27 protein-coding genes are annotated in these 24,231 nt (G+C 60.3%); 19 read left to right on the plus strand and 8 right to left on the minus strand.

The annotated features are described in order from the left end of the window. Window positions 1–182 precede the first annotated feature (182 nt). Entirely contained in the window at window positions 183–2,603 is a 2,421-nt protein-coding gene (locus AKL25_RS04410) for a penicillin-binding protein 1A (RefSeq protein ID WP_420840698.1), read from the plus strand. Window positions 2,604–2,708: 105 nt separating this feature from the next. On the opposite strand, the gene queC is transcribed toward AKL25_RS04410, so the two are convergent. From queC to AKL25_RS04425, 3 genes are all read right to left on the minus strand, one after another. Further along, on the minus strand, window positions 2,709–3,428 hold the full coding sequence (queC, locus tag AKL25_RS04415) for a 7-cyano-7-deazaguanine synthase QueC (protein ID WP_050476626.1): 720 nt from the start codon (window positions 3,426–3,428) through the stop codon (window positions 2,709–2,711). Between the two features lie 46 nt (window positions 3,429–3,474). Further along, the gene (locus AKL25_RS04420; RefSeq protein ID WP_050476421.1) at window positions 3,475–4,269 is read right to left on the minus strand and encodes a DUF3108 domain-containing protein; all 795 of its coding nucleotides are present in this window, start codon (window positions 4,267–4,269) and stop codon (window positions 3,475–3,477) included. Between the two features lie 141 nt (window positions 4,270–4,410). Further along, on the minus strand, window positions 4,411–5,499 hold the full coding sequence (locus AKL25_RS04425) for a DUF3108 domain-containing protein (protein ID WP_050476627.1): 1,089 nt from the start codon (window positions 5,497–5,499) through the stop codon (window positions 4,411–4,413). 260 nt (window positions 5,500–5,759) lie between these two features. Between AKL25_RS04425 and AKL25_RS04430 the strand changes: the two genes are divergently transcribed. From AKL25_RS04430 to rfaE2, 3 genes are all read left to right on the plus strand, one after another. Next, window positions 5,760–6,560 carry a PhaM family polyhydroxyalkanoate granule multifunctional regulatory protein gene (locus AKL25_RS04430; protein WP_050476422.1) on the plus strand — a complete coding sequence of 267 codons (801 nt, stop codon included), beginning with the start codon at window positions 5,760–5,762 and terminating at the stop codon, window positions 6,558–6,560. Window positions 6,561–6,699: 139 nt separating this feature from the next. Further along, window positions 6,700–7,560 (plus strand): ferritin family protein, encoded by an 861-nt coding sequence (locus AKL25_RS24410; protein ID WP_050476423.1) that lies wholly within the window; start codon window positions 6,700–6,702, stop codon window positions 7,558–7,560. Window positions 7,561–7,701: 141 nt separating this feature from the next. Continuing rightward, the gene (gene rfaE2, locus AKL25_RS04440) at window positions 7,702–8,175 is read left to right on the plus strand and encodes a D-glycero-beta-D-manno-heptose 1-phosphate adenylyltransferase (protein WP_050476424.1); all 474 of its coding nucleotides are present in this window, start codon (window positions 7,702–7,704) and stop codon (window positions 8,173–8,175) included. Window positions 8,176–8,288: 113 nt separating this feature from the next. Here the strand turns inward: rfaE2 and AKL25_RS04445 are convergent, their stop codons facing one another. Together AKL25_RS04445 and AKL25_RS04450 are read right to left on the minus strand one after the other, a co-directional pair. Next, window positions 8,289–8,786 (minus strand): copper chaperone PCu(A)C, encoded by a 498-nt coding sequence (locus AKL25_RS04445; RefSeq protein ID WP_050476425.1) that lies wholly within the window; start codon window positions 8,784–8,786, stop codon window positions 8,289–8,291. A gap of 60 nt (window positions 8,787–8,846) precedes the next feature. Then, window positions 8,847–9,200, minus strand: a complete 354-nt coding sequence (locus tag AKL25_RS04450; RefSeq protein WP_050476426.1) for a DUF2946 family protein — start codon at window positions 9,198–9,200, stop codon at window positions 8,847–8,849. 276 nt (window positions 9,201–9,476) lie between these two features. On the opposite strand from AKL25_RS04450, the gene AKL25_RS04460 reads away from it, so the two are divergent. The 4 genes from AKL25_RS04460 to AKL25_RS04475 all read left to right on the plus strand — a co-directional run bounded on the left by AKL25_RS04460 (window position 9,477) and on the right by AKL25_RS04475 (window position 13,390). Further along, window positions 9,477–10,454, plus strand: coding sequence for an ABC transporter substrate-binding protein (locus tag AKL25_RS04460; RefSeq protein WP_050476428.1), 978 nt, complete (start codon window positions 9,477–9,479; stop codon window positions 10,452–10,454). Between the two features lie 83 nt (window positions 10,455–10,537). Continuing rightward, complete coding sequence (locus tag AKL25_RS04465; protein WP_050476429.1) at window positions 10,538–11,512, plus strand: ABC transporter substrate-binding protein; 975 nt, start codon at window positions 10,538–10,540, stop codon at window positions 11,510–11,512. A gap of 188 nt (window positions 11,513–11,700) precedes the next feature. Beyond that, window positions 11,701–12,594, plus strand: coding sequence for an ABC transporter permease (locus tag AKL25_RS04470; protein ID WP_050476430.1), 894 nt, complete (start codon window positions 11,701–11,703; stop codon window positions 12,592–12,594). A gap of 1 nt (window position 12,595) precedes the next feature. Then, window positions 12,596–13,390 (plus strand): ABC transporter ATP-binding protein, encoded by a 795-nt coding sequence (locus tag AKL25_RS04475; protein WP_050476431.1) that lies wholly within the window; start codon window positions 12,596–12,598, stop codon window positions 13,388–13,390. 76 nt (window positions 13,391–13,466) lie between these two features. On the opposite strand, the gene AKL25_RS04480 is transcribed toward AKL25_RS04475, so the two are convergent. Both AKL25_RS04480 and AKL25_RS04485 read right to left on the minus strand, forming a co-directional pair. Continuing rightward, entirely contained in the window at window positions 13,467–13,958 is a 492-nt protein-coding gene (locus tag AKL25_RS04480) for a tRNA (cytidine(34)-2'-O)-methyltransferase (RefSeq protein WP_050476432.1), read from the minus strand. Window positions 13,959–14,006: 48 nt separating this feature from the next. Further along, entirely contained in the window at window positions 14,007–14,756 is a 750-nt protein-coding gene (locus AKL25_RS04485) for a ComF family protein (protein WP_050476433.1), read from the minus strand. 99 nt (window positions 14,757–14,855) lie between these two features. Here AKL25_RS04485 and AKL25_RS04490 point away from each other — a divergent pair, with 99 nt between their 5' ends. From AKL25_RS04490 to AKL25_RS04520, 8 genes are all read left to right on the plus strand, one after another. Then, entirely contained in the window at window positions 14,856–15,797 is a 942-nt protein-coding gene (locus AKL25_RS04490; RefSeq protein ID WP_050476434.1) for a methyltransferase domain-containing protein, read from the plus strand. 229 nt (window positions 15,798–16,026) lie between these two features. Further along, on the plus strand, window positions 16,027–16,476 hold the full coding sequence (locus tag AKL25_RS04495) for a DUF2244 domain-containing protein (protein WP_157050481.1): 450 nt from the start codon (window positions 16,027–16,029) through the stop codon (window positions 16,474–16,476). Window positions 16,477–16,518: 42 nt separating this feature from the next. Then, on the plus strand, window positions 16,519–17,691 hold the full coding sequence (gene coxB, locus AKL25_RS04500) for a cytochrome c oxidase subunit II (RefSeq protein WP_050476435.1): 1,173 nt from the start codon (window positions 16,519–16,521) through the stop codon (window positions 17,689–17,691). Between the two features lie 65 nt (window positions 17,692–17,756). After that, window positions 17,757–19,376, plus strand: a complete 1,620-nt coding sequence (gene ctaD / locus AKL25_RS04505) for a cytochrome c oxidase subunit I (RefSeq protein WP_050476436.1) — start codon at window positions 17,757–17,759, stop codon at window positions 19,374–19,376. A 32-nt stretch (window positions 19,377–19,408) separates the two neighbouring features. Next, window positions 19,409–19,516, plus strand: coding sequence for a cytochrome oxidase small assembly protein (locus tag AKL25_RS24600; protein WP_237719848.1), 108 nt, complete (start codon window positions 19,409–19,411; stop codon window positions 19,514–19,516). Beyond that, window positions 19,513–20,058, plus strand: coding sequence for a cytochrome c oxidase assembly protein (locus AKL25_RS04510; protein WP_007879570.1), 546 nt, complete (start codon window positions 19,513–19,515; stop codon window positions 20,056–20,058). The genes AKL25_RS24600 and AKL25_RS04510 overlap by 4 nt, the downstream gene beginning before the upstream one ends. 53 nt (window positions 20,059–20,111) lie before the next feature. Then, a complete protein-coding gene (locus AKL25_RS04515) occupies window positions 20,112–20,327 on the plus strand; it encodes a DUF2970 domain-containing protein (RefSeq protein WP_050476437.1) in 216 nt (71 codons plus the stop codon). 115 nt (window positions 20,328–20,442) lie between these two features. Continuing rightward, on the plus strand, window positions 20,443–21,303 hold the full coding sequence (locus AKL25_RS04520) for a cytochrome c oxidase subunit 3 (protein WP_050476629.1): 861 nt from the start codon (window positions 20,443–20,445) through the stop codon (window positions 21,301–21,303). Between the two features lie 139 nt (window positions 21,304–21,442). On the opposite strand, the gene AKL25_RS04525 is transcribed toward AKL25_RS04520, so the two are convergent. Continuing rightward, window positions 21,443–21,643 (minus strand): twin transmembrane helix small protein, encoded by a 201-nt coding sequence (locus tag AKL25_RS04525; RefSeq protein ID WP_050476438.1) that lies wholly within the window; start codon window positions 21,641–21,643, stop codon window positions 21,443–21,445. Between the two features lie 93 nt (window positions 21,644–21,736). Here AKL25_RS04525 and AKL25_RS04530 point away from each other — a divergent pair, with 93 nt between their 5' ends. From AKL25_RS04530 to AKL25_RS04540, 3 genes are read left to right on the plus strand one after another with little or no spacing between them, the layout of a single operon-like run. Further along, window positions 21,737–22,456, plus strand: a complete 720-nt coding sequence (locus AKL25_RS04530) for an SURF1 family protein (protein ID WP_050476439.1) — start codon at window positions 21,737–21,739, stop codon at window positions 22,454–22,456. Then, window positions 22,443–23,087 (plus strand): SCO family protein, encoded by a 645-nt coding sequence (locus tag AKL25_RS04535; protein WP_083444573.1) that lies wholly within the window; start codon window positions 22,443–22,445, stop codon window positions 23,085–23,087. Before AKL25_RS04530 ends, AKL25_RS04535 begins: the two co-directional genes overlap by 14 nt. A gap of 7 nt (window positions 23,088–23,094) precedes the next feature. Next, a complete protein-coding gene (locus AKL25_RS04540) occupies window positions 23,095–24,231 on the plus strand; it encodes a COX15/CtaA family protein (RefSeq protein ID WP_050476441.1) in 1,137 nt (378 codons plus the stop codon).

A 24,231-nucleotide genomic window follows, 5' to 3' on the forward strand; every position in this document is an offset into this window, starting at 1 on the left:
AGGACAAAAGAGAAACTTATTGTCGAAAATGCTCTCAGAACACCGATTCCGGTTCGCCGTCGCGCCGGCAAGCGCATATCGCCGGCCTGTGCAGGATGCGGATTCCTGTCAATTGCCGAATTTCCCCTCCTTGCAAGTCGCTATAATGCGAAGATTGTCTTTCTCAAGCCCAGCCTCAACGCATGACCACCCCTGAAAACAAAGGCAAAGCGCCGATTCCAGCTCCTGCTGCCGCGCCTGATCCTGAACCAACAACTCCCGTCGCTACCCCCAAGACCAAGAAACGTTTGCATCCGGTCATCCGCATCTTGCTGGGGATGGTTGGCACACTGGTGGCGCTGGTGCTGATGGCGGTGCTGGTGCTGGGATTTGTGGTGACGCTGGCCTATCCGAAGCTGCCGGATCTCGATTCGCTGACCGACTATCGCCCCAAGATTCCGCTGCGCGTGTTTTCGGCTGACGGCGTGCTGATCGGCGAATTCGGCGAAGAGCGTCGCAACCTCGTGCACATCAAAGATATCCCGGACATCATGAAGAAGGCCGTGCTGGCGATCGAAGACGATCGTTTCTACGAGCACGGCGGCGTTGACTACCAAGGTATCGTGCGCGCCAGCTTCGCCAATCTGTCGGGCGGTGGCGGCGGCGCCAGCACCATCACGCAACAGGTGGCGCGCAACTTCTTCCTGACCAGCAACGAGCCGACCTTCCTGCAAAAGGCCTCGCGCAAATTCCTGTATGAAATTCCGCTGGCCTGGAAGATCGAACGCAATCTGACCAAGGATCAGATCCTCGAGGTCTACATGAACCAGATCTACCTCGGTCAGCGCGCTTACGGTTTCTCGTCGGCGGCGCAGATTTATTTCGGCAAGTCGCTCAAGGAATTGACCATCGCCGAATCCGCCATGCTGGCCGGTTTGCCGAAGGCGCCGTCGGCCTACAACCCGGTGGTCAATCCCAAGCGCGCCCACGCGCGCCAGCAGTACATCTTGCTGCGCATGCGCCAGCTCGGCTACATCACCGAACAGCAATACACCCAGGCCAAGGATGAAGAACTGCAGGTCAAGAGCGACAGCACCGCCTTCGGCGTGCATGCCGAATACATTTCCGAAATGGCGCGCCAACTGGTCTACGCGCAATTCAAGGACGACACCTACACGCGCGGCCTGAACGTCTTCACCACCATCACCAAGGCAGATCAGGACGCCGCCTACCTGGCGCTGCGCCGCGGCATCATCGACTATGAACGCCGTCACGGCTATCGCGGTCCGGAAGGCTACATGGAAATCCCGACCACCTCCAAGGAAGAGGCCGACGACGCCATCGAATCTGAACTGGCCGATCATCCCGACAGCGACGACCTGGTCGCCGCCGTGGTGCTGGAAGCGACCACCAAGGAAATCACCGCCGTGCTGGCGACCGGCGACGAGATCAAGATTTCCGGTTCCGGCCTCGGTTTTGCCGGCAACCTGCTGAGCGAAAAAGCGCCGCCGCAGAAGAAGATCAAGCGCGGCGCCATCATCCGCGTCTTCCAGGACGGCAAGAACTGGATTGTCACGCAGATGCCGGAAGTCGAATCGGCGTTCGTCTCGGTCAATCCGAACGACGGCGCGATCCGCGCGCTGGTCGGCGGCTTCGATTTCAACCGCAACAAGTTCAACCACGTGATCCAGGCATGGCGTCAGCCGGGTTCGTCGTTCAAGCCCTTCATCTATTCTTCGTCGCTGGAAAAGGGTTTGTCGCCGGCCACCATCATCAACGATGCGCCGCTGACCTTCACCCAGACCGGCGGCCAGGTCTGGCAGCCGAAGAACTACGGCGGCAAGTTCGAAGGCCCGATCTCGATGCGCCGCGCGCTGCAGAAGTCGATCAACCTGGTGTCGATCCGCATTCTTGAACGCGTCGGCGTCAAATACGCGCAGGAATACATCACGCGCTTCGGCTTCGACGCCGACAAGAATCCGCCTTACCTGACGCTGGCGCTGGGCGCCGGTGCAGTGACGCCGCTGCAGATGGTGGGTGCGTATTCGGTGTTCGCCAACGGCGGCTACAAGATCAATCCCTACCTGATCTCCAAGATCACCGACAACAACGGCAACACCCTGTCCGAAGCGCAACCGGCCAGGTCCGGCGACGAAGCCAATCGCGTCATCGATGCGCGCAACGCCTTCGTGATGGACAGTATGCTGCGCGACGTCGTGCGTCACGGCACGGCGGTCAAGGCCTTGTCGCTCAAGCGTACCGACCTGGCCGGCAAGACCGGCACCACCAACGATTCGATGGATGCCTGGTTCGCCGGTTATCAGCCGAACCTGGTGGGTATCGCATGGATGGGTTACGACCAGCCGAAGAGCCTGGGCGACCGCGAAACCGGCGGCGGCCTGGCCTTGCCGATCTGGATCAGCTACATGCAGAAGGCGCTCAAGGATGCGCCGATGGTCGATCGCACCGTGCCGAGCGGCCTGATCGAATCGGGCGGCGAATACTACTATTCGGAATATCCGCCTAACGCCAGCGTGCGCGACCTGGGCATGGGCGACCATGGCACGACGGCGTCGCCGGAAGAAGAGAAAGCCAAGAACCAGATGAAGAACGAATTGTTCTGAGGCTGATTCGACGGATCTGATGTCGCGCCCCGAAAGCGCAGCGCAAAAGAAAAACGGCAGGCGGGATGATCCCGATCCTGCCGTTTTTTTATGTGCCGAAGACGCTTACGCGGCCTGCGTGTACTGCTGGTAGCCGCGCGCGCGCAGGTCGCAGGCCGGGCAACTGCCGCAGCCGTAACCCCAGTCGTGCAGCGCGCCGCGCTCGCCGAGGTAGCAGGTGTGCGTGTCCGCACGAATCAGGTCGACCAGCGCTTGTCCGCCCAGTTCATTGGCCAGGCGCCAGGTGGCCGCCTTGTCGATCCACATCAGCGGCGTTTCCACTTTCAGGTTGGTTGCCATGCCGAGATTGAGCGCGACTTGCAAGGCCTTCATGGTGTCGTCGCGGCAATCCGGGTAGCCGGAAAAATCCGTCTCGCACATGCCGCCGACCAACACGTCCAGCCCGCGGCGATAGGCCACGGTCGCCGCCACTGTCATGAACAGCAGATTGCGTCCCGGCACGAAGGTGTTCGGCAAGCCGTTTTCCTGCATCGAAATGGCGACGTCACGCGTCAACGCGGTGTCGGAAATATTGCCGATCAGCGACAGGTCGATCATGTGATCTTCGCCCAGCTTCTTGTTCCACTCGGCCGAAAAGCCGCGCATTTTCTCCAGCAAGGTCGGCCGCACCTTCAGTTCGATGGCGTGACGCTGGCCGTAATCAAAGCCGATGGTTTCCACCTTCTCATAGCGCGACAGCGCCCACGCCAGGCAGGTCGTGGAGTCCTGGCCGCCGCTGAAGAGCACCAGCGCGCGATGAGAGAGAGAAGGACGGGGAGTGGTCATGTTCTTGTTTCCGGCAGTCATTATTTTGTTGATGTTGTCTTGTTGCTCAGCTTGGCTTCTTGTTCACGCTATCGAGCGTCTGTTCGATGAAATCGCCATCCGGGTCGGTGAAGCGCAAGCGTGCAGGATACCAGTCCGACGACGGCGCCAGCCAGATGTCGAGCTTTTGTCCCTTGTCGTCCGGCGGCGGTGCGCGCAGCACGTGGACGGCGTTGATTTCACCCTGCTTGGTCTTGATCTTTTCGCGGCCCACCACCTTGAAGCTCCATTGTTCGGCGTCGCGCGGGCCGGCGACGAAGAACAGCCACTCCGAGCCCGGCGTGAATTTGTCGGCATTGCCGTGCGCTACCGCGATCAGTTGCCAGATGATGCTGGCGCGGTCCTGTTCGCCGCCCTTGAGCGGATAGGTTTCGGCCGACTGGGTGAAGTTGATGGCGTTGGTTTCGCGGTTGAAGGTGGTGGTCGACGCTTCGCGGCGGAAGCGCTTGTCGACGAAGCGCGTCGGCGCCAGGCCGTAGCTGTCGATGTCGCCTTCGCTGCTGGTTTCCAGGATCTTGCCGAGCATCATGGCGCGGGTTTCCGTGGTGACGATGTATTTTGTGCCGTTGTTGTTCCATTTGACCAGCGCTTCGCCATTGACTTGCAAGCCGCTTTGCTTGGCTTCGATGCTGTAGTGGAGTTCGGCTGACGGCGGCAGGCTGACCTTGCGTTTGATCACCGGATGTTCGGCGGGATCGGCGGCAATGGCCGGCGCAGAAACGACGGCGCCGGTCAGGAACAGAGCGCCAAGCAGCCGCGAGAGTGTGCGGAATGCGCGGCGCGGGGAGGTGGATATCGGCATGTGGATTCACTTGAAAATTCGGCAACTGTCCGGCGCGCAATTGGATAGTGCGGCGACATGGCGGGAACTGTGCCTACGGTTTTTCGGAGCGTAGCGGGGGCGAAGAGCGGCCGGTCCGGCCTCTTCGCCAAAAACCCTAGTTTACCGAGTTTTGAGCTTGGACAGCGACATCTCCAAATAATCCCCGTTTGTTTCAGTAAACCGCAGACGCACCGGATACCATTGCCGGCCCGGATCCAGCCAGATGTCGAGCCGCTGGTCGTACGAGCCCGGGCGCGGCTGGCGGACCACATGCCAGGCCTGGTGTGCGCCGTCGGACAAGCGGATGTCTTCCTGGCCGATGATCTGCATGCGCCACACTTCGCCGTCGCGCACGCCGGCGACAAACATGTCGATGACCGCGCCGGGCGCGAATTTGGCCGGATCGCCCCGGCCGATCGCCGCAAGCTGCCAGACGATGCTGGCGCGGTCCTGCTCGCCGCCGACGCGCGGATAGGTGGTGGTGGACGATGAAAAGCTCACCAGGTTGCGCTCGCGGTTGAAGTGCGTATTGGTGGCGGCGCGGTTGCGTTTCTTCTCCGTATAGATTTCGGGGGAGACGCCGAATTCGTTGAGGTCGCCCTGGCTGGTGTAGGTCAGGAAGGTGATCTTGGTGAACATCCGCACATAGACTTCACCATCCACGACGTAGCGGCCGCCGTCGGCTTTCCAGGCTTGCGTGCTGGTGCCGTGCCAATCCAGATTGTCGAAGAAGGCGTGGACCTCGTATTCCAGATCGGCCGAGGGAGGCGGAGCAAATTGATAGTGCGTGCCTTGCTCCTGCTGCTTTGGTGCAGTCTTGTCGTCGGCTGAGGTAGCGGCCGGCGCCGCAGCATCAGCAGTGTCGCCGGAAGCGGGTTCGGGCGAAGTCGGAACAGCAGGGGCTGTGACGGAGGATGCATCGGTAACCGAACTTGTCGAAGTGTCTGTTGGCGGTGCTGCTTTCGGGACAGGTCTTGGCTTCGGCCTCGATGCTTTCTGCTTGGTGGCGACGGGCAGCGACACCGGCTGCTTCGGCTGTTTCAGCGGCACCAGCGTCACGCTCATGCTGGACGCCTGGTCGTCGGCCTTGGCCGCGTTGAAGGAAGCTTCGCCCCAATGGATCGCCAGCACATGCAGCAGGATGGTGACGACGATCAGCGCCGCAATGCGCCATCGTCTGGTCGGAGGGAAAGCCTTTGTTTCTGTCATGGCGTAAGTGTATCGCGGCTCTTGGGCGGCGCCCTTGTTTTGCCGGGCGCGAATGCGGAAAACGGCGAGGCAAACCACGTACAATGCGATTTTTCCGACCGGCGCGTTTGTCGTCGAGGAAGAAAAACGCGTTCTTCCTGGCAGCGGCATTGTTGCGCAGCATGAGGAAGGAGCGCATGATCAAGGCACTTTCTGTACAGCGCCGCCGCGCAGACACGGCGGCGGCAGATGTTTCAATTGCGGATCGACAGGAGACTGAAATGCTGAATCACAACAACATGCCCGGCGCCGGATCGATTGCCGACACCATGGAATTCATGCGCAAGATGTGGGGCAGCATGGGCGCACCGGCCATGGGAATTCCATCGTTGTCGGTCGAGGAAATCAACAAGAAGATCACGGACCTCAAGACCGTAGCGTCCTGGCTGGAACTCAACATGAACATGCTGCGCGCGACCATCCAGACACTGGAAGTGCAAAGCGCCACCTTGTCGACCTTGCAGGCGATGGGGGCGATCCTGACGCCGCGTGACGCCGATGAGGCTGCTGCGGCAGCGAAGGCCGCTTCGCCGTTCGGCTTCCCGGCCTGGCCGCCGCAAGCGCCTGATCAGGAAAAGGAAGCGCCGCGCAAGGCCGCAGCGCCGCAGCCTGAGCCGGCCGTGGAAGATGAAGAGGAGTCCGAAGAAGACATGCCGGAAGATTTGTCGGCAGCGGGCCAGGACACAGCAGTAAAAGCCGGAGCCGCCGGGGAAAAGCCGGCTGCGGAGGAAAAATCAATGCCGGCGCCGGATTTCCAGGCTTCCATGGCCAATCCCAATGCCTGGTGGAATCTGTTGCAGGAGCAGTTCCAGCAAGCCGTCGGCAATGTGCTGGCGGATCAGGCTCCTGCAGCGAAACCGGCCAAGGACGCCAAGACCGCCGCTAAACCGGCAACCAAGCCCGTAGCCCCGAAAAAAACAACAAAACCCAGGGCGGAAGCCAAACCGCGAACACGCGCCAAATCGACTGTTGTACAATCTCGCCAATCCAAGCCAGCCTCCCGCAAGCCAAAATCCCCTTGATCGGCGCAAAACAACAACATTTGTCCGCAAATGTGCGTGACTTTGCTGCATGTCATCATTCTGAAACGAAGCCGTTTTAGTATGGGGGAGGAGAAAACTCTTGGTAAAATCAACAAGTTAAATCATAGGCAAGGTCAGAATGCTGTACCCAGAACTGTTTAAATCGCTCGAACAAGTCCGCTGGAATATGGATAAAGATATTCCTTGGGATAAATTCGATGCTTCGATGCTCTCCGACGAGCAAGCCCAGACCATTCGCATGAATGCGATCACTGAATGGTCGGCGCTGCCTGCGACGGAAATGTTCCTGCGCGACAACCGCGGCGACAGCGACTTTTCCGCTTTCATGTCGGTGTGGTTCTTCGAAGAACAAAAACACTCTCTGGTGCTGATGGAATATCTGCGCCGTTTCAAGCCGGAATTCGCGCCGACGGAAGAAGAGCTGCACAACGTGCGCTTCGAATTCGATCCTGCGCCGCCGCTGGAAACCCTGATGATGCACTTCTGCGGCGAAATCCGCCTGAATCACTGGTACCGTTGCGCCTCCGACTGGCACACCGAGCCTGTCATCAAGCAAATCTACAAGATCATCAGCCAGGACGAAGCACGCCACGGCGGCGCTTACCTGCGCTACATGAAAAAGGCCTTGGTCGAAGTCGGCGATACGGCGCGCGCAGCCTTCGCCAAGATCGGCGTGCTGATGGCCTCCGCCCGCCGCACCGAAAAGCCTTTGCATCCGACCAACCTGCACGTCAATCAGGCGCTGTTCCCGAACGACACCGTACAAAGCCGTCTGCCTGATCCTGAGTGGCTGGAGCACTGGCTCGACACGCAGATCAAGTTCGACAGCGAGTGGGAAAAGAAAGTGGTCGACCGCATCCTGCACAACATGTCCCTGCTGTTCGAGCGCACCTTTGAAACCGTGCAGGAGCTCAACCGCTATCGCAAGGAAATCGTCACCCGCATGGCGCCTGTGCCGGTGCAACCGGCTGCTGCCTGATCCTGATCAGCTTGCAGTCTGACGACGAAAGCCGCACACTACGTGCGGCTTTTTTATTTGGAACAGCCGTGCAGTACCGCATGGCAAAGCGTCGCATGGCAGCAGCGTTGCGCGCAGCCGGAACAGAACAGAAAGAACCAGATGAGCGATTTTGAGAAAAAGATTTGCAGCCGCGCCGAGCTGAAAGCACGCGTCGCCGCGCTGCCGCAGCCGGTCGTGCTGACCAACGGCGTGTTCGACATTTTGCATCGCGGCCACGTGACGTATCTGGCGCAGGCGCGTGCAGAAGGCGCATCGCTGGTGGTGGCGGCCAATACCGACGCCTCGGTGAAGCGTCTCGGCAAGGGCGACGATCGTCCGATCAATACCTGCGAAGACCGCATGGCGGTGCTGGCAGCCCTGGAATCGGTATCGCTGGTGGTCCCCTTCGATGAAGACACGGCGCTGGAAGTCGTGCAGGAAGCGCGTCCGCAGATTTATGTGAAGGGCGGCGACTACGACATGGCGGCGATTCCGGAAGGGCAAGCCGTGGCGGCCTATGGCGGAAAGTCGGTGGCCATCGCTTTCGAGCATGACCGCTCCACCACCAAGTTGCTGGCCAAGGTGCGCAAATAGCACGCTCAGCAGCGTAGAGCGCGGCGCAATGCCGGCGACAAAAAAAGCGGCCCGCGGGCCGCTTTTTTATTGCCCGCTTTTCAACGCCGGCTGGATGCTGAACGCATCGTCGATCAATGGTGCATGTGTTCCATGCCGCCCTTGTCGCCGCCTTTATCGGCCGTCTTGTCTTCGACGTAAACCGAGACTTCCAGCTTGCCGGCCTTTTCAAACGTCAGCGTCATCGGAATCTTGTCGCCGGCTTTCAGCGGCTGGCTCAGGCCGATCAGCATGATGTGATAGCCGTTGCCGGGCTGCATGGCGATCTTTTCGGCAGGCTTGATGTCGATGCTGCCGACTTCGCGCATCTTCATCACGTTGCCGTCCATGGACATGGTGTGGATTTCCGCCGACTTGGCGACGGGAGAGGCGACCGCGATCAGCTTGTCGCCGGCTTTGCCCTTGTTTTCAATGCTCAGGTAAGCGCCGCCGGACGGCTGGCCGGGCACGGTCGGGCGCGCCCATGGGTGGCCGACTTGCAGTTCCGCAAGCTTGTAATCGTGGGCGTAAGCGGCGCCGGTCAGCGTGAAGCTGAGAGCGGCAATGACGTTGAGTAAGTGACGGTAAGACATGAGTATCCTTTGAATGGTGAGCGTAGGTCGCGAGGCGGGTGCACATGGCAGGTGAGACGCTCAGGCCGGCGGCGCTCTGGCCCGGTTGTCCGTGCTCGATATCTGTGGAAAGTGCTCGCGCTGCAGCGTTTGCGCCGCCAGATACATCGATGTGGCGCGGAACGCATCGACATTGCCGCCGGGAAAATACAAGGCATAGGGCTGGCCGCTGCAGCAAAGGCTGCAATGGGCGTGCGCCGGCTGAGCGGGCGCGGAGCCGGGACCTTGCCACGCCGCGTTCGCACCGGTGGAGCAGATCGCCATGGCCGACGCGGGCGTCTTCGCCGCCGCCACGGAAGCAAGCGGCAACAGGCTGCCGAACACCAGGCAGGCGATGGCAATCCAGGCGGCGACGGAGCGAAGGGCGGTTGGCATGGGCGCAGATTATATCAATTGCGGTTTTCTCGCTTTTTCTGCTTCTCAATGCGAACCGGATTTGGCATCTGTTGCGTGATATGTTGGCGGTTTTATGGAAAATACGAACGGATGTGCGAAAGATCGTGCCGGATGCTCGATTTTTGACGCCGATGCGGCGTCCGGCCACCGTTTTGCTGCTGCTTCAAATCGTTTACGTAAATTGATTGTTGGCAGGCGCTAGGCTAGACTTACCGTCTTTTGCCGCTTTCACCTAATAATTTCGAGGAGACACTCATGTCCAGCATGAAAAAATTGTCGTTGCGCACTATGGTAAGCACCCTGGCCCTGGCTGCGGTCTGCTCTGCGCCGGCGTTCGCCGCGGACAAAGCGGTCCTGGTTACTGCCATCGTCGAGCATCCTGCCCTGGATGCCGTCCGCGACGGCGTGAAGGATGAACTCAAGGACGAAGGCTTCGAAGCCGGCAAGAACCTGAAGTGGGAATACCAAAGCGCCCAGGGCAACACCGGCACCGCCGCCCAGATCGCCCGCAAGTTCATCGGCGACAAGCCTGACGCCATCGTCGCCATCGCGACACCGTCGGCACAAGCCGTCGTGGCCGCCACCAAAACCATTCCTGTCGTCTACTCCGGCGTGACCGACCCTGTCGCGGCGCAACTGGTCAAGGACTGGAAGCCGTCCGGCACCAACGTCACCGGCGTGTCCGACCTGCTGGAGCTGGAAAAGCAAGTCGATCTGATCAAGCGCGTCGTGCCTAACGTCAAGCGCGTCGGCATGGTCTACAACCCGGGCGAAGCCAATTCGGCCGTGGTCGTGAAGGCCTTGAAAGAACTGCTGGGCAAGTCCGGCATCAGCCTGGTTGAAGCCGCCGCACCGCGCAGCGTCGATGTCGGCTCCGCCGCCAAGAGCCTGATCGGCAAGGTCGACGTGATCTACACCAATACCGACAACAACGTGGTGTCGGCCTACGAAGCGCTGGTCAAGGTCGGCAACGACGCCAAGATCCCGCTGGTGGCGTCCGACACCGACAGCGTCAAGCGCGGCGCGATTGCGGCGCTGGGTGTGAACTACTACGACCTCGGCCGTCAGACCGGCAAAGTCGTGGCGCGTATCCTGAAGGGCGAAAAGCCGGGCGACATCGCCTCGGCCACCAGCAGCAAGCTGGAACTGTTCGTCAATACGACCGCCGCACAAAAGCAGGGCGTGACCTTGTCGGCTGACCTGATCAAGTCGGCCAAGACAGTCATCAAATAATCGCATTGCTGAAAAACAAGCGCCCGCCAAGAGGCGCTTTTCATACCCGAAGAAACACATAAAGAACCACCCGAGGAGAGGACATGTTCACATTGACTAAAACTTTGCGCGTCATCACCGGCGCGCTTGCGCTGGCTGCCGTTTGCGCCGCACCGGCGCTGGCTGCCGACAAGAGCGTGCTGGCGACTTCCATCGTCGAACATCCGGCGCTCGACGCCGTGCGCGACGGCACCCGCGACGAACTGAAGGCTGAAGGTTTCGATGCCGGCAAGGGCTTCAAGTGGGAATTCCAGAGCGCCCAGGGCAATGCCGGCACCGCCGGCCAGATCGCCAAGAAATTCGTCGGCGACAACCCTGATGTGATCGTCGCCATCGGCACGCCGTCGGCCCAGCCGCTGGTGGCATCGACCAAGACCATCCCTATCGTCTATTCGGCCATCGCCGATCCGATCGCCGCGCAACTGGTCAAGGACTGGGGCCCGTCCGGCACCAACGTCACCGGCCTGTCGCACATGCTGGATCCGGTCAAGCAAGTCGAGATCATCAAAAAAGTGGTCCCTAACGCGAAGCGTATCGGCATCGTTTACAATCCGGGCGAATCCAATTCGGTCTCGGCGCTCAACGCACTCAAGGCCGTGCTGGAAAAGCAGGGCATGACGCTGGTGGAAGCCGCGTCGCCGCGTTCGGTTGACGTCGCGCCTGCCGCCAAGAGCCTGATCGGCAAGATCGATGTGATGTACACCACGACCGACAACGTCGTCGTGTCGACCTTCGAGTCGCTGGCCAAGGTCTGCAACGACGCCAAGATCCCGCTGATCGCCTCCGACACCGGCAGCGTCAAGCGTGGCGCGGTTGCCGCACTGGGCGTGAATTTCTACGACCTGGGCCGCCAGACCGGTAAAATCGTGGCGCGCATCCTGAAGGGCGAAAAGCCGGGCGACATTCCATCGTCGACCAGCAAGAACCTGGAGCTGTACATCAACACGTCCGCCGCGCAGAAGCAAGGCGTGACGCTGAGCCCGGACTTCCTGAAGTCGGCGACCAAGGTTATCAACTGATCGGCTGACCTGCCTCGCCGCCTGGCCGGGCCGGGCAGCGCGTTGTACCTAGTCGTACTCTATGCATGCCGTGCGGCGCCACCAGCGCTCCACGGCATGATTTTCAGAGGACATCCGGCATCGACCAGCATGTTACCCACATGCCGCACCGGTCTATGCCGAATGTGTTTTTTAAGAAAGACCTTTTTATGTCGCTGTATACGCTCTTGGGCGCACTGGAAATCGGGCTGATTTTCAGCCTGGTCGCCCTCGGGGTGCTGATTTCCTTTCGCATCCTCACTTTCCCCGATCTGACCGTCGACGGCAGCTTTCCGCTGGGCGGCGCCGTGGCGGCAACGATGATCGCCGCCGGCTACAACCCCTTCCTGGCAACCGGGGTGGCGATCCTGGCCGGCGCACTGGCCGGCTTCACGACGGCATGGCTGAACGTGCGCCTGAAAATCATGGACCTGCTGGCCAGCATTCTCATGATGATCGCACTGTACTCCATCAACCTGCGCGTGATGGGCAAGCCGAACGTGCCGCTGATCAGCGAACCGACCATTTTCAGCATCCTGCTGCCGGACTGGATGCCCGACTATGTCGAGCGTCCGCTGGTGCTGATCGTCGTGGTGATCCTTGCCAAGCTGCTGCTGGACTGGTTCTTCTCTTCCGAAATCGGCCTGGCCATGCGCGCCACTGGCGCCAACGCCCGCATGGCGCGTGCGCAAGGTATCGCCACCGGCCGCGCCACGCTGGCCGGCATGGCGCTGGCCAATGCATTGGTCGCGTTGGGCGGCGCCTTGTTCGCGCAGACCCAGGGCGGCGCCGATATTTCCATGGGCATCGGCACCATCGTGATCGGCCTGGCGGCGGTGATCATCGGCGAAAACATCCTGCCGGCGCGTCGTCTGGTCTGGACCACGCTGGCCGTGATCCTCGGTGCGATTCTTTACCGCTTCTTCATCGCGCTGGCGTTGAACAGCGATTTCATCGGCCTGCAGGCGCAAGACCTGAATCTGGTCACCGCCGTGCTGGTCATGCTGGCGCTGGTGCTGCCGATGGGCAAGCGCAAGCTGAAGTTGCTGTGGAAGGGAGCCTGATATGTTGAAGGCACAAGAACTCAAAATCACCTTCAATCCCGGCACGCCGATTGAGAACCCGGCCCTGCGCGGTCTCGACCTGGAAATTCCGACCGGCCAGTTCGTCTCCGTGATCGGCTCCAACGGCGCCGGCAAGTCGACCTTCCTCAACGCGATTTCGGGCGACCTGCTGGTGGATTCGGGCAGCATAGAAATCGACGGCGTCGACGTCACCAGGAAACAAGCCTGGGATCGCGCCGGCATGGTGGCGCGCGTGTTCCAGGACCCGATGGCGGGCACCTGCGAGGCGCTGACCATTGAAGAAAACATGGCGCTGGCGATGGCGCGCGGCAAGCGCCGCGGCTTCGGCTTCGCCATCAAGCGCAACATGCGCGAACTGTTCCGGGAAAAGCTGGCGATCCTGAATCTCGGTTTGGAAAAGCGCCTGACCGACCGCATCGGCCTGCTGTCCGGCGGCCAGCGCCAGGCCGTCAGCCTGTTGATGGCGTCCTTGCAGCCGTCGCGCATTTTGCTGCTGGACGAGCACACCGCCGCGCTGGACCCGAAAACGGCGGCCTTCGTGCTGGAACTGACCGCCAAGATCGTCACCGAGAGCAAGCTGACCACCATGATGGTGACCCACAGCATGCGCCAGGCGCTGGATTACGGCGACCGCACGGTGATGCTGCATCAGGGCAAAGTGGTACTGGACGTTTCCGGTGAAGAGCGCGCCGGCCTGGATGTGCCTGATCTGCTCAAGATGTTTGAGCGCACCCGTGGAGAAGTGCTCTCCGACGATGCGCTGCTGCTGGGGTAATTGGCAGCAATCGAATAAAAAAGGCCGCGTGTGCGGCCTTTTTTATTGCGCGGACGGTTCGGCGAGTTAATGAAACTCAGCTGCCGCCAGCGAAGCCGTTCTGCCGCCACGCCTCATACACCACCACGGCGACAGTATTCGACAAATTCAGGCTGCGATTGTCCGGCCGCATCGGCAGGCGGATGCGCTGGCCGGTAGGGAAGGATTCGCGCAATTCCGGCGCCAGGCCGCGCGTTTCGGCGCCGAACACGAACACGTCGCCGGGACGGAAGGCCACGCCGGCAAACGGCGTCGAGCCATGCGTGGTCAGCGCGAACATGCGCGCAGCGTCGAACGGCCCGAATTGCAGATCCGCCCGGCGTTTTTCAATGAAGGCGTCCCAGTTGGGATGCACCTGCATGGTCGCGTAGTCGTGATAGTCCAACCCCGCGCGTCGCATCTTGGCGTCGTCCAGCGGAAAGCCGAGCGGTTCGATCAGGTGCAATTGCGCGCCGGTGTTGGCGCACAGGCGGATGATGTTGCCGGTATTGGGAGGGATTTCCGGCTCGACCAGAACGACGTGAAACAAATGATTCTCCTTGAATGAAGCGGATGATGAGGCAGGCAAGAGTTTGCGCTATTTCGATACCGTGCGGGCAAACACGATATTGGTCACGCGCCTGGCGCCGAAGCGCTTGAGCGTGGCGGCGATTTCGTTGAGCGTTTCGCCGGTGGTGATGACGTCGTCGATCACGCCGATATGCGCGCCGCGCACGTAATTCATGGCATGCGTCGGCACCACGAAGGCGCGGCTGATGTTGCGCCGGCGTTCCTCGTTAGGCAGCGTCGACTGGGCCTGGGTGTCGCGCAGACGCACCAGCAAGGGTTGCAGCGGGATGTTGAGCAGGCGCGACAGCGGTCGGGCGATTTCCAGGGATTGGTTGAAACCGCGCTCCTGCAGCCGCAGTTTGCCCAGCGGCACGGCCGTCAGCAGCGTCGGCAGCTTCAGGCCGAGGTCGGCGTCATGGGCCGCGGCTTGCGCCAGCATGTCCGCCATGAGCGGCGCCAGCGGCAGTCTGGCGCCGAACTTCAACGCCAGCACCAGTTGGTCGGCCGGTGCGGCGTAGTCGGCCACCACCACGGTGGCGTCGAAGGCCGGTTTGTACTTCAGGCAGTCGCCGCAGCGGATTTCCTTGGCGGTCGTTGGAATCGGCATGGCGCATTGCACGCAGCGCCGCGGCCGCAGTGTGAAATGCTGCTGGCGGCAAGGCTGGCACAGGGCGTTGCGGTCGGTCTGGCCACACAACACGCACGAGGACGGCAGCAGTTGCGGCAGCCAACGCGGCCACAGCGGGCTTCTGGTCACACTTTGCAGGCGGGCGAACATGATCGGATTATCCTGACGGCTTGGGGGCGGGTTTGCACCCGAAATAGCGAATTGGACTACACTAGCGCCGATTATCTCATCTTGCCCGCCCGATTTTTCATGTCTTTGCCTCCGCCTAACGCCAGCGCCAAATTGAGCGCGCCGATCGACCTGCCTCTGGTGCGCCGCCTGTTTTCCACGCCGGTGCGCGTCGCCGAATCGGACTTTTTGCGCCGCGAAGTCTCCGCCCGCATGCAGGAGAAGCTGCTGCTGATCAAGATCGAGCCGCAGCGCGTGCTGGACGCCGGTTGCGGCGAGGGCGCCGACATCGCCGCCCTGCAAAAACGTTTCACCGACGCGCAGATCATCGGCCTGGACGGCGCTTTCAACATGCTGGCCCTGGCGCAGGAGCGCCAACAGGCGGCGCAATCGGCGGTCAACCGCCTGCTGACCAAGTGGCTGCCGTCGTCCGGTTCCGGCAGCGCCGGCAGCCTGGCGTGCGCCGATTTCGCGCAATTGCCGTTTGCCGTCAATGCGCTGGATGTGGTCTGGTCCAACCTGGCCTTGCAATGGCATCCGCAGCCGGACCGGGTGTTCGCCGAATGGCGCCGGATCCTGCGCGTCGAGGGTTTGCTGATGTTTTCCTGCTTCGGCCCGGATACCTTCAAGGAAGTGCGCGCCGCCTTCGACACCGTGGATACCGCCCCGCACAGCCTGCCGTTCGTCGACATGCACGACTTCGGCGACATGCTGGTCAACGCCGGCTTTTCGACGCCGGTGATGGACATGGAAAACATTACCGTCACCTATGAAACACCGCAGCGCCTGCTGGCGGACGTGCGCGCCTGGGGCGGCAATCCGCTCGAAAGCCGGCGGCGCGGCCTGCTCGGGCGCAATGCTTACGACAAGCTGATCAACGCGCTGGAACAACTGCGCAGTGTTGACCACGATGGCAAGATACCGCTGACGTTTGAAGTGATCTACGGCCACGCCTTCCGCCCGGTGCCCAGGACCACCGCCGGCGGCGAGTCGATAATTCGCTTCGATTTGCCGAAAAAATAGCCATGCGCGCCGCCGATTCGACATTTCATCGTGTTGTATCGTCGTCCGATGGGGATTTTTTTGGTGCAGGCGGGTGCTTTCCGAGGGCTGAAAAGGCGTTGTGTCAAGAGCGAAAAAGCGACTTTATTCCGCTTGATAACATTTACAGTTACCCCTTATACTCCGAGGGTTTTAGCTTGTGCGGACGTGCTCGGCCTCATGGTTCGAAGAGCAATAATGAGAGCGCGCCGTGGTAAAGCGGGAGTGGATGTTGAAGCGCAACTGTTCGATTGCGCCGCACCAATTGGGGCAAGTTTTCGCGATCCTCTGCGCGGTTTCTTTGACAGTAGCGTTTATTTTCACTTTGCGTGGAGCCTGGTACATATTGGTTTTCTCTGTACTTGAGTTGTCCGCAGTCGGTTTTGCTTTTCTGATTTATGCACGTCATGCGACTGATCGCGAGTACATCGCGCTGGTCGAAGATTGTTTGCTGGTCGAATTCGTACGCGCAGGAAAAACGAGTCGTTTCAGGCTCGATCTGCATAAGATACGAATCGAACCGGCGGAGTCTCACCGCAAATTGGTGAGGCTGGAGTCCTCTGGAATACGAGTCGATGTAGGTCGGTACCTGACGGAATGGAAGAGACGCGAGTTCGCACTGGAGCTGAGGCAGGAAATCGGCGGCAGTAGCGTCAGGTAGTTGGCACAATTCTTATAATTATTTTGGGCTTTTGAGGAAATCATGATAATTGCGAAGCGCCTTCATTCTTTGCTACTTGGTGCATCGCTCCTGACGGCTTCCGTGCCGTCATGGGCATGGGGAGATAAGGTCGTCGACAGTCAGGGCGGTCCAGCCGTATTGCAGACCAATTTCCAGCCGCCGGTCACGCAGATCGCTGAACAGATCTATGATTTGCATCATTTGATGCTGATCATCTGCCTGGTGATTTTCCTGGCCGTGTTCGGTGTCATGTTTTACTCCATCCTCAAACACCGCAAGTCCCTTGGCCACAAGTCGGCCAGTTTCCACGAAAGCACCACCGTTGAAATCGCCTGGACCGTGGTTCCTTTCCTGATCGTGATCGGCATGGCGCTGCCCGCCACCAAGACCGTCGTCGCGATGAAAGATACTTCCAACGCCGACCTGACCATCAAGGTCACCGGCATGCAGTGGAAGTGGGGCTACGATTACCTCAAGGGCGAAGGCGAAGGCATTTCCTTCTTGTCCAACCTGGCCACCCCGCGTGAGCAGATCGTCGACTCTTCGCTGAAGAAAAACGACAACTACCTGATCGAAGTCGACAATCCTGTCGTCGTGCCGGTCAACAAGAAGGTCCGCATCGTCACCACCGCCAACGACGTGATCCACTCGTGGACCATTCCGGCCTTCGGCGTGAAGCAGGATGCGATTCCCGGCTTCGTGCGCGACACCTGGTTCAAGGCCGAGAAGATCGGTACCTACCGCGGCCAGTGCGTTGAGCTGTGCGGCAAGGACCACGCCTTCATGCCTATCGTCGTCAACGTAGTCAGCGAAGCCGACTACAAGACCTGGGTCGACGGCAAGAAAAAAGAAATGGCCGCCAAAGCCGATGATCCGACCAAGGTCTGGACCATCGACGAGCTCAAGCAGCGCGGCGAAAAAGTCTACACCTCCAACTGCGTGGTTTGCCATCAGGCCAACGGCAAGGGCGTACCCGGCGCATTCCCTGCGCTGGACGGCGACCCGGTCGTGAACGGCCCGAAGGCCGCGCAGATCAATACCGTGTTGAACGGCAAGAACGCGATGCCAGCCTGGAAGTCGGTGCTTAACGACACCGAAATCGCCGCCGTGATTACCTACACGCGCAACAGCTGGTCCAATAAAGCACAAGAAAATATCGTTCAACCAGCTGACGTACTGGCTGCGCGCAAGTAACTGAACTGAGTGAGAACCTGAGCGCTTACTTCGTACGCGCACATGTATCGAATTGGGAGACTGAAATGAGCACAACAGTAGTCGATCACGGCCACGATCATTCACATGACCACGCACACGGTCACGATGATCACGGGCATCATGACCACCCGCACGGCTGGCGCCGCTGGATCTTCGCCACCAACCACAAGGACATCGGCACGCTGTACCTGTGGTTCTCGTTCACCATGCTGCTCTCCGGCGGCGTGCTGGCGCTGCTGATCCGCGCCGAACTGTTCCAGCCCGGCCTGCAATTCTTCCGCCCTGAATTCTTCAACCAGCTGACCACGATGCACGGCCTGGTGATGGTGTTCGGCGCGATCATGCCGGCCTTCGTCGGCTTCGCCAACTGGATGATCCCGCTGCAGATCGGCGCCTCCGACATGGCGTTCGCCCGCATGAACAACTTCTCGTTCTGGCTGCTGCCGCCTGCGGCGCTGCTGCTGGCCGGCTCCTTCCTGGTGCCGGGCGGTGCAACTGCCGCCGGCTGGACCCTGTATGCGCCGCTGTCGACGCAAATGGGCCCGGGCATGGACATGGGTATTTTTGCGATGCACATCATGGGCGCATCGTCGATCATGGGTTCGATCAACATCATCGTCACCATCCTCAACATGCGCGCTCCCGGCATGACGCTGATGAAGATGCCGATGTTCTGCTGGACCTGGCTGATCACCGCCTACCTGCTGATCGCCGTGATGCCGGTGCTGGCTGGCGCGATCACCATGACGCTGACCGATCGCCACTTCGGCACCTCTTTCTTCAACGCAGCCGGCGGCGGCGACCCGGTGATGTATCAACACATCTTCTGGTTCTTCGGCCACCCCGAGGTCTACATCATGATTCTGCCGGCCTTCGGCATCGTGTCGCAGATCATCCCGGCCTTCGCCCGCAAGCAATTGTTCGGCTATGCATCGATGGTGTACGCGACCGCATCGATCGCGATCCTGTCCTTCATCGTCTGGGCCCATCACATGTTCACCACCGGCATGCCGGTGACTGCACAGCTGTTCTTCATGTACGCGACGATGCTGATTGCGGTGCCGACCGGCGTGAAGATCTTCAACTGGATCGCCACCATGTGGCGCGGTTCGATGACCTTCGAAACGCCGATGCTGTTCTCGGTCGGCTTCATCTTCGTGTTCACCATGGGCGGCTTCACCGGCCTGATCCTGGCCGTGACCCCGATCGACATCCAGATGCAGGATACCTACTACGTGGTGGCGCACTTCCACTACGTGCTGGTGGCCGGTTCGCTGTTCGCGCTGTTCGCCGGTTTCTACTACTGGGGTCCGAAGTGGACCGGTTTCATGTACAACGAAACCCGCGGCAAGATTCACTTCTGGAACTCGCTGATCTGGTTCAACGTGACCTTCTTCCCGATGCATTTCCTGGGTCTGGCCGGCATGCCGCGCCGCTACGCTGACTATCCGGCGCAGTTCACCGACTTCAATATGGTCGCGACCATCGGCGCCTTCGGCTTTGGTCTGTCGCAGGTGTACTTCCTGTTCTTCGTCGTGATCCCGTCGATCAAGGGCGGCGTCAAAGCGGAAGACAAGCCATGGGAAGGCGCAGAAGGCCTGGAGTGGACAGTGCCGAGCCCGGCGCCTTTCCACACATTCGAAACGCCACCGACAGTTAAATAAAGGGAGCGGCAGGCTGGTCCTGCCCACTCTGTATGACAGATCGTAAAAAGCCGAACAATCTGCGCACAGGCTTGTTGCTGGCGCTGGTAGCAGCAGGGTTCTTCGTAGGTATCTTCATCAACCGCATCTGGTTCAAATGACGACCGATCGCAAACTGAATCGGCAGATGCTGGGGAAGTTGCTGGTCATCGCCGTCCTGATGTTTGGTTTCGGGTATGCGCTGATTCCGGTGTACAAGAAGATCTGCGAAGTGACCGGCGTCAATTTCCTGACGCCCAAGGATGTGACGGTCGAAGCGCCGACGAACAGCCAGATCGACAAAAGCCGCACCGTGACGATCGAGTTCGACGGCAATTCGCAAGGACCGTGGCGTTTCCGTCCGACGGTGGCGAGCATGCAAGTGCATCCGGGCGAAATGACGCAGGTGCTGTACGAAGTGGTCAACACGCAGGCGCGCAGCGTCGATGCGCAGGCGATACCGAGTTACGCGCCGCAACAGTCGGCGGCCTTCTTCAAGAAGGTGGAATGCTTCTGTTTTACGCAGCAAACTTTGGGGCCGAATGAGGCCAAGCAAATGCCGGTGGTGTTCTATATCGATCCGGCGCTGCCCAAGGATGTGAAGACGATTACGCTGTCTTATACCTTCTTCGAAATCGAAGGACTGAACAAGAAGGCAAGCTGAAGCAAACCGGCGGCAGGCATCTGCTTCCTGCGGTCAAAGAAGGAAAGCGGCGAATGAGCGACCTGAAAGATGCAACGCAGCGCAAGGCATCATTTGCGGCGACGATGAAGGCGGTGTTCTGGTCGTTCTTCGGGGTGCGCAAGCGCAGCGATTACGAAAGCGATGCCGCCAGGCTGAATCCGGTGCATGTCATCATTGCCGGCGTCATCGGTGCAGCGATTTTTGTGACCGTGTTGGTGTTGATAGTAAAGATGGTGGTGGCTCAGTAATACAGAGTAAATACAATCGCTCGGCGAAGCGATGGCGGAGCAGCCAAGGGATGCGGCAGTACCAGTCTGAAGCAGTCATTTATAAAAGATCCGAATTTTGTATTGGGAGATGGAGATGAGTTCTCAACACGCTAAAGCACCGTACTATTTTGTACCCGGTCCATCGCAATGGCCGGTGCTGGCGGGCATATCGATGCTGGTCACCATGGCCGGCGCGTCGGCCTGGGTCAACGGCCATTCCTGGGGCATGGCGCTCAACATCATCGGCATCCTCGCGGTGCTGGTGGTGCTGTACAAGTGGTTCGGCCAGGCCATCGGCGAGTCCGAGTCCGGCCAGTACAGCGAGCGCATCGACGCCTCCTTCCGCTGGAGCATGGGCTGGTTCATCTTCTCGGAAGTAATGTTTTTCGCGGCATTCTTCGGCGCCTTGTTCTACGCGCGCAGCATCACCATGCCGTGGCTGGCCGATCTGGATCACAAGGTGATCTGGCCCGACTTCGCGGCACACTGGGGCAATGCTGGTCCGGCCGGCACGATCGAATCGTTCCAGACCATGGGGCCGTTCCCGATCCCGACCATCAATACCGCCTTGCTGCTGCTGTCGGGCGTGACGCTGACGATCTCCCATCACGCCTTGCGCGCCGGTCATCGCACGCAGACGGCGATCTGGCTGTTTGCGACGATCCTGCTGGGCGCGATCTTCATGGGCTTCCAGGCTTATGAATATCACCACGCCTACACCGAGCTGAACCTGAAACTGACCTCGGGCGTCTACGGTTCGACCTTCTTCATGTTGACCGGCTTCCACGGTTTCCACGTGACGATGGGCGCGATCATGCTGTCGGTGGTGCTGTACCGCGTGCTGCGCGGCCACTTCACGCCGGAACATCACTTCGCCTTCGAAGGCGCCGCCTGGTACTGGCACTTTGTGGACGTGGTCTGGCTGGGCCTCTACGTGGTGGTCTACTGGCTGTAAAGTTCAGGCAGCCGGCCAACAAAAAAGCCGCACTTCGGTGCGGCTTTTTTACGATCCGACGACGGCTCGAAAATAATCGAGAAACATGTAACCTTCGGCTTGATTCTTTGTCGAAGCTGCCGTATTCCGCAGTAAGGCGTCAGCGGATGCCGGTAGGCTGGATCAGGCCGAATTTATACGCCACCAGCAACAGGATGAACAGCAGCACCGAAACACCGACGCGCAAGGTCAGCGCATACACCGTGCGGTTGCTCTTGCCCTTGTCGCGCATCAGGAACAAAAAGGCGGAAGCAAGGCTGCCGATGATCAGGATGAAAGCAATGGCGACGATGATTTTCATGGCAGGGGTGGTCTCGGAAGCGTCTGCATCGGCGGTCCCCAAAGCTGAAGACCGCGTAGAGACTATTGTCGTATTGAGTGAAGTGACATTGTAATGCCAATCAGATTCCGGGTTAGATGGGTTCCGCTGGTCGCGACGCTGGTTGTTGCGGCCATCGGCGTGTCGTTGGGGCAGTGGCAGACGCGGCGCGGCGACGAGAAGCAGGCCATCCAGGACAAAATGGCCGAACGCCAGGCGGCGCCGGCGATCGGGCTGAGCGGCAATGTACTGCAACTCGACATTGATCAGAACGAATATCGCCATGTGCGCGTCAAGGGCGAATTCGTTTCCTCCTGGACCAGCTATCTCGATAACCGCCCTTACAATGGCGCGCCCGGCTTCTATGTGCTGACCCCGTTTAAAATAGCGGACTCGGATACCGCGGTGCTGGTCGAACGCGGCTGGACGCCGCGCGACATCAGCGACCGCACCAAGGTGCCGGCTTTGCCGGCGCCGGCGGGCGTGGTCGAAATCGAAGGCGTGATCCGCCGCGACGCCGGCCACCTGCTGCAACTGGGCGCGGCAGAAGCGCCGAAGCCGGGCGCCATCATGCAGAATCTGGATCTTCCGGCTTATGCCGCCGCCAGCAGCCTGAAGCTTGCGCCTTTTCTGATCGAGCAGGGCGGCGCGATGAAGGACGGCCTGGTGCGCGACTGGCCCGCGCCGTCGCTGGGCATCGAACGTCATCGCGGCTATGCCGTGCAGTGGTATGCGCTGGCCTTGATGGCCGTTATTTTCTTTGTTGTGACAGGATTTCGAAGTGGAAAAAAGTAAAGTGCAGGCGCCGCAAATTCAGCCACAAACTCAGCCGCAAATTCAGTCGGAAGCGCAACGCAAACGCGGCCGCTGGAAGTTGCTCGTAGTCGTTGCCGTGTGCGCCGCGCCGATGATCGCTTCGTACCTCACGTACTACGTGATCAAGCCGCAAAGCCGCACCAACTACGGCGCGCTGATCGATCCGCGCCAATACCCCATCCCGGCCCTGGCCAGCACCGAGCTCGACGGCAAACCGGCCCGTCTGGAAGACTACAAGGGCAAGTGGGTCATGCTGCAAGTGGCCGGCGGCGAGTGCGACGACGCCTGCAAGACGCGCCTGTTCGCCATGCGCCAGCTGCGTCTGATGCAAGGCAAGGAAATGGAGCGCATCGAACGCGTCTGGCTGATCACCGACGCCAAGCCGCTCGACACCGTGCTCATACGCGAATACGACGGCACCGACATGTTGCGCGTCGATGCGAAATTGTTGAAGGCCTGGCTGCCGACCGACGCAGGCACGGCGATGGAAGATCACATCTACATCATCGATCCGCTGGGCAACCTGATGATGCGTTTCCCCAAGGATGCCGATCCCAACAAGATGAAAAAAGACATCAGCAAACTGTTGCGCGCGTCGGCGATAGGGTGAGGCGGCGATGCTGATTCAACTTGCCATCATGGGGCTGCTGGTCGCGCTGATTCCGCTGACGCTGACCTGGGTTTCCAACGACGTCGACAAATACCGCAAGCTGGTCTGGGTCACGCTGTTCCTGACCTTTGACCTGATCATGTTCGGCGCCTTCACGCGCCTGACCGATTCCGGGCTGGGCTGCCCCGACTGGCCGGGCTGCTACGGCCACTCCAATCCGTTGCTGGCGCACGCACATATCAGCGCCGCGCAGGAAGCCATGCCGACCGGCCCCGTCACCGTCGCCAAGGCCTGGATCGAAATGACCCATCGCTACCTGGCGATGGCGGTCGGCGTGCTGATCATCACCCTGATGGTGATTGCATGGAGGCGCTGGATCAAATCGCGCCACATCGAAATCAGGTTCCGGCCATGGTTTCCGACGGCGCTGTTTTTGTTCGTGTGCCTGCAGGGCGCGTTCGGCGCCTGGACCGTGACCATGAAGCTGCAACCCGTCATCGTCACCATCCACTTGCTGCTCGGCCTGACGCTATTGGCGATGCTGGCCTGGCTTGGGGCGCAACAGAACGCGCACGCGCCGGTGTCGGCGCCGGGCCGGGCACTGGCGCTGCCGGCGCTGATCGGCATGCTGCTGCTGATCGTGCAGATCGCGCTGGGTGGCTGGGTCAGCACCAATTACGCGGCGCTGGCCTGCAACGATTTTCCACTGTGTCATGGCGCAGTGATTCCGCAGATGGATTTTGAGAACGGCTTCACCTTGTGGCGCCATCTGGGCAAGACTGCCGACGGCGAATACCTGCCGTTTCCGGCGCTGACGGCGATCCACTGGGTGCACCGTTCATTTGCTTTCGTGGTGATTGCCTATGTCGCGTGGCTGGCGCACAAGGCGCTCAGGGATGCTGGGTTGCGCAAAACCGGGCGTTGGCTGCTGATCGTGATCGCGCTGCAACTGGTGACGGGCTTGTCGACGATCTACCTGAACTGGCCGCTGGCGATTGCCGTCATGCACAACGGTGGGGCAGCCTTGCTTCTGCTTTTGCTGGTCATGCTAAACTACAAGGCTAGGTACGCACCGCTTGCCGAGGGGAAAACGGCCCGTGTTTCCGTCCCGCATGCCGGGGAAAATACTGCGCCGACAATCTGA

The sequence above is a fragment of the Herbaspirillum rhizosphaerae genome (genome assembly GCF_001189965.1).
GTDB classification, from domain to species: Bacteria; Pseudomonadota; Gammaproteobacteria; order Burkholderiales; family Burkholderiaceae_D; genus Herbaspirillum; species Herbaspirillum rhizosphaerae.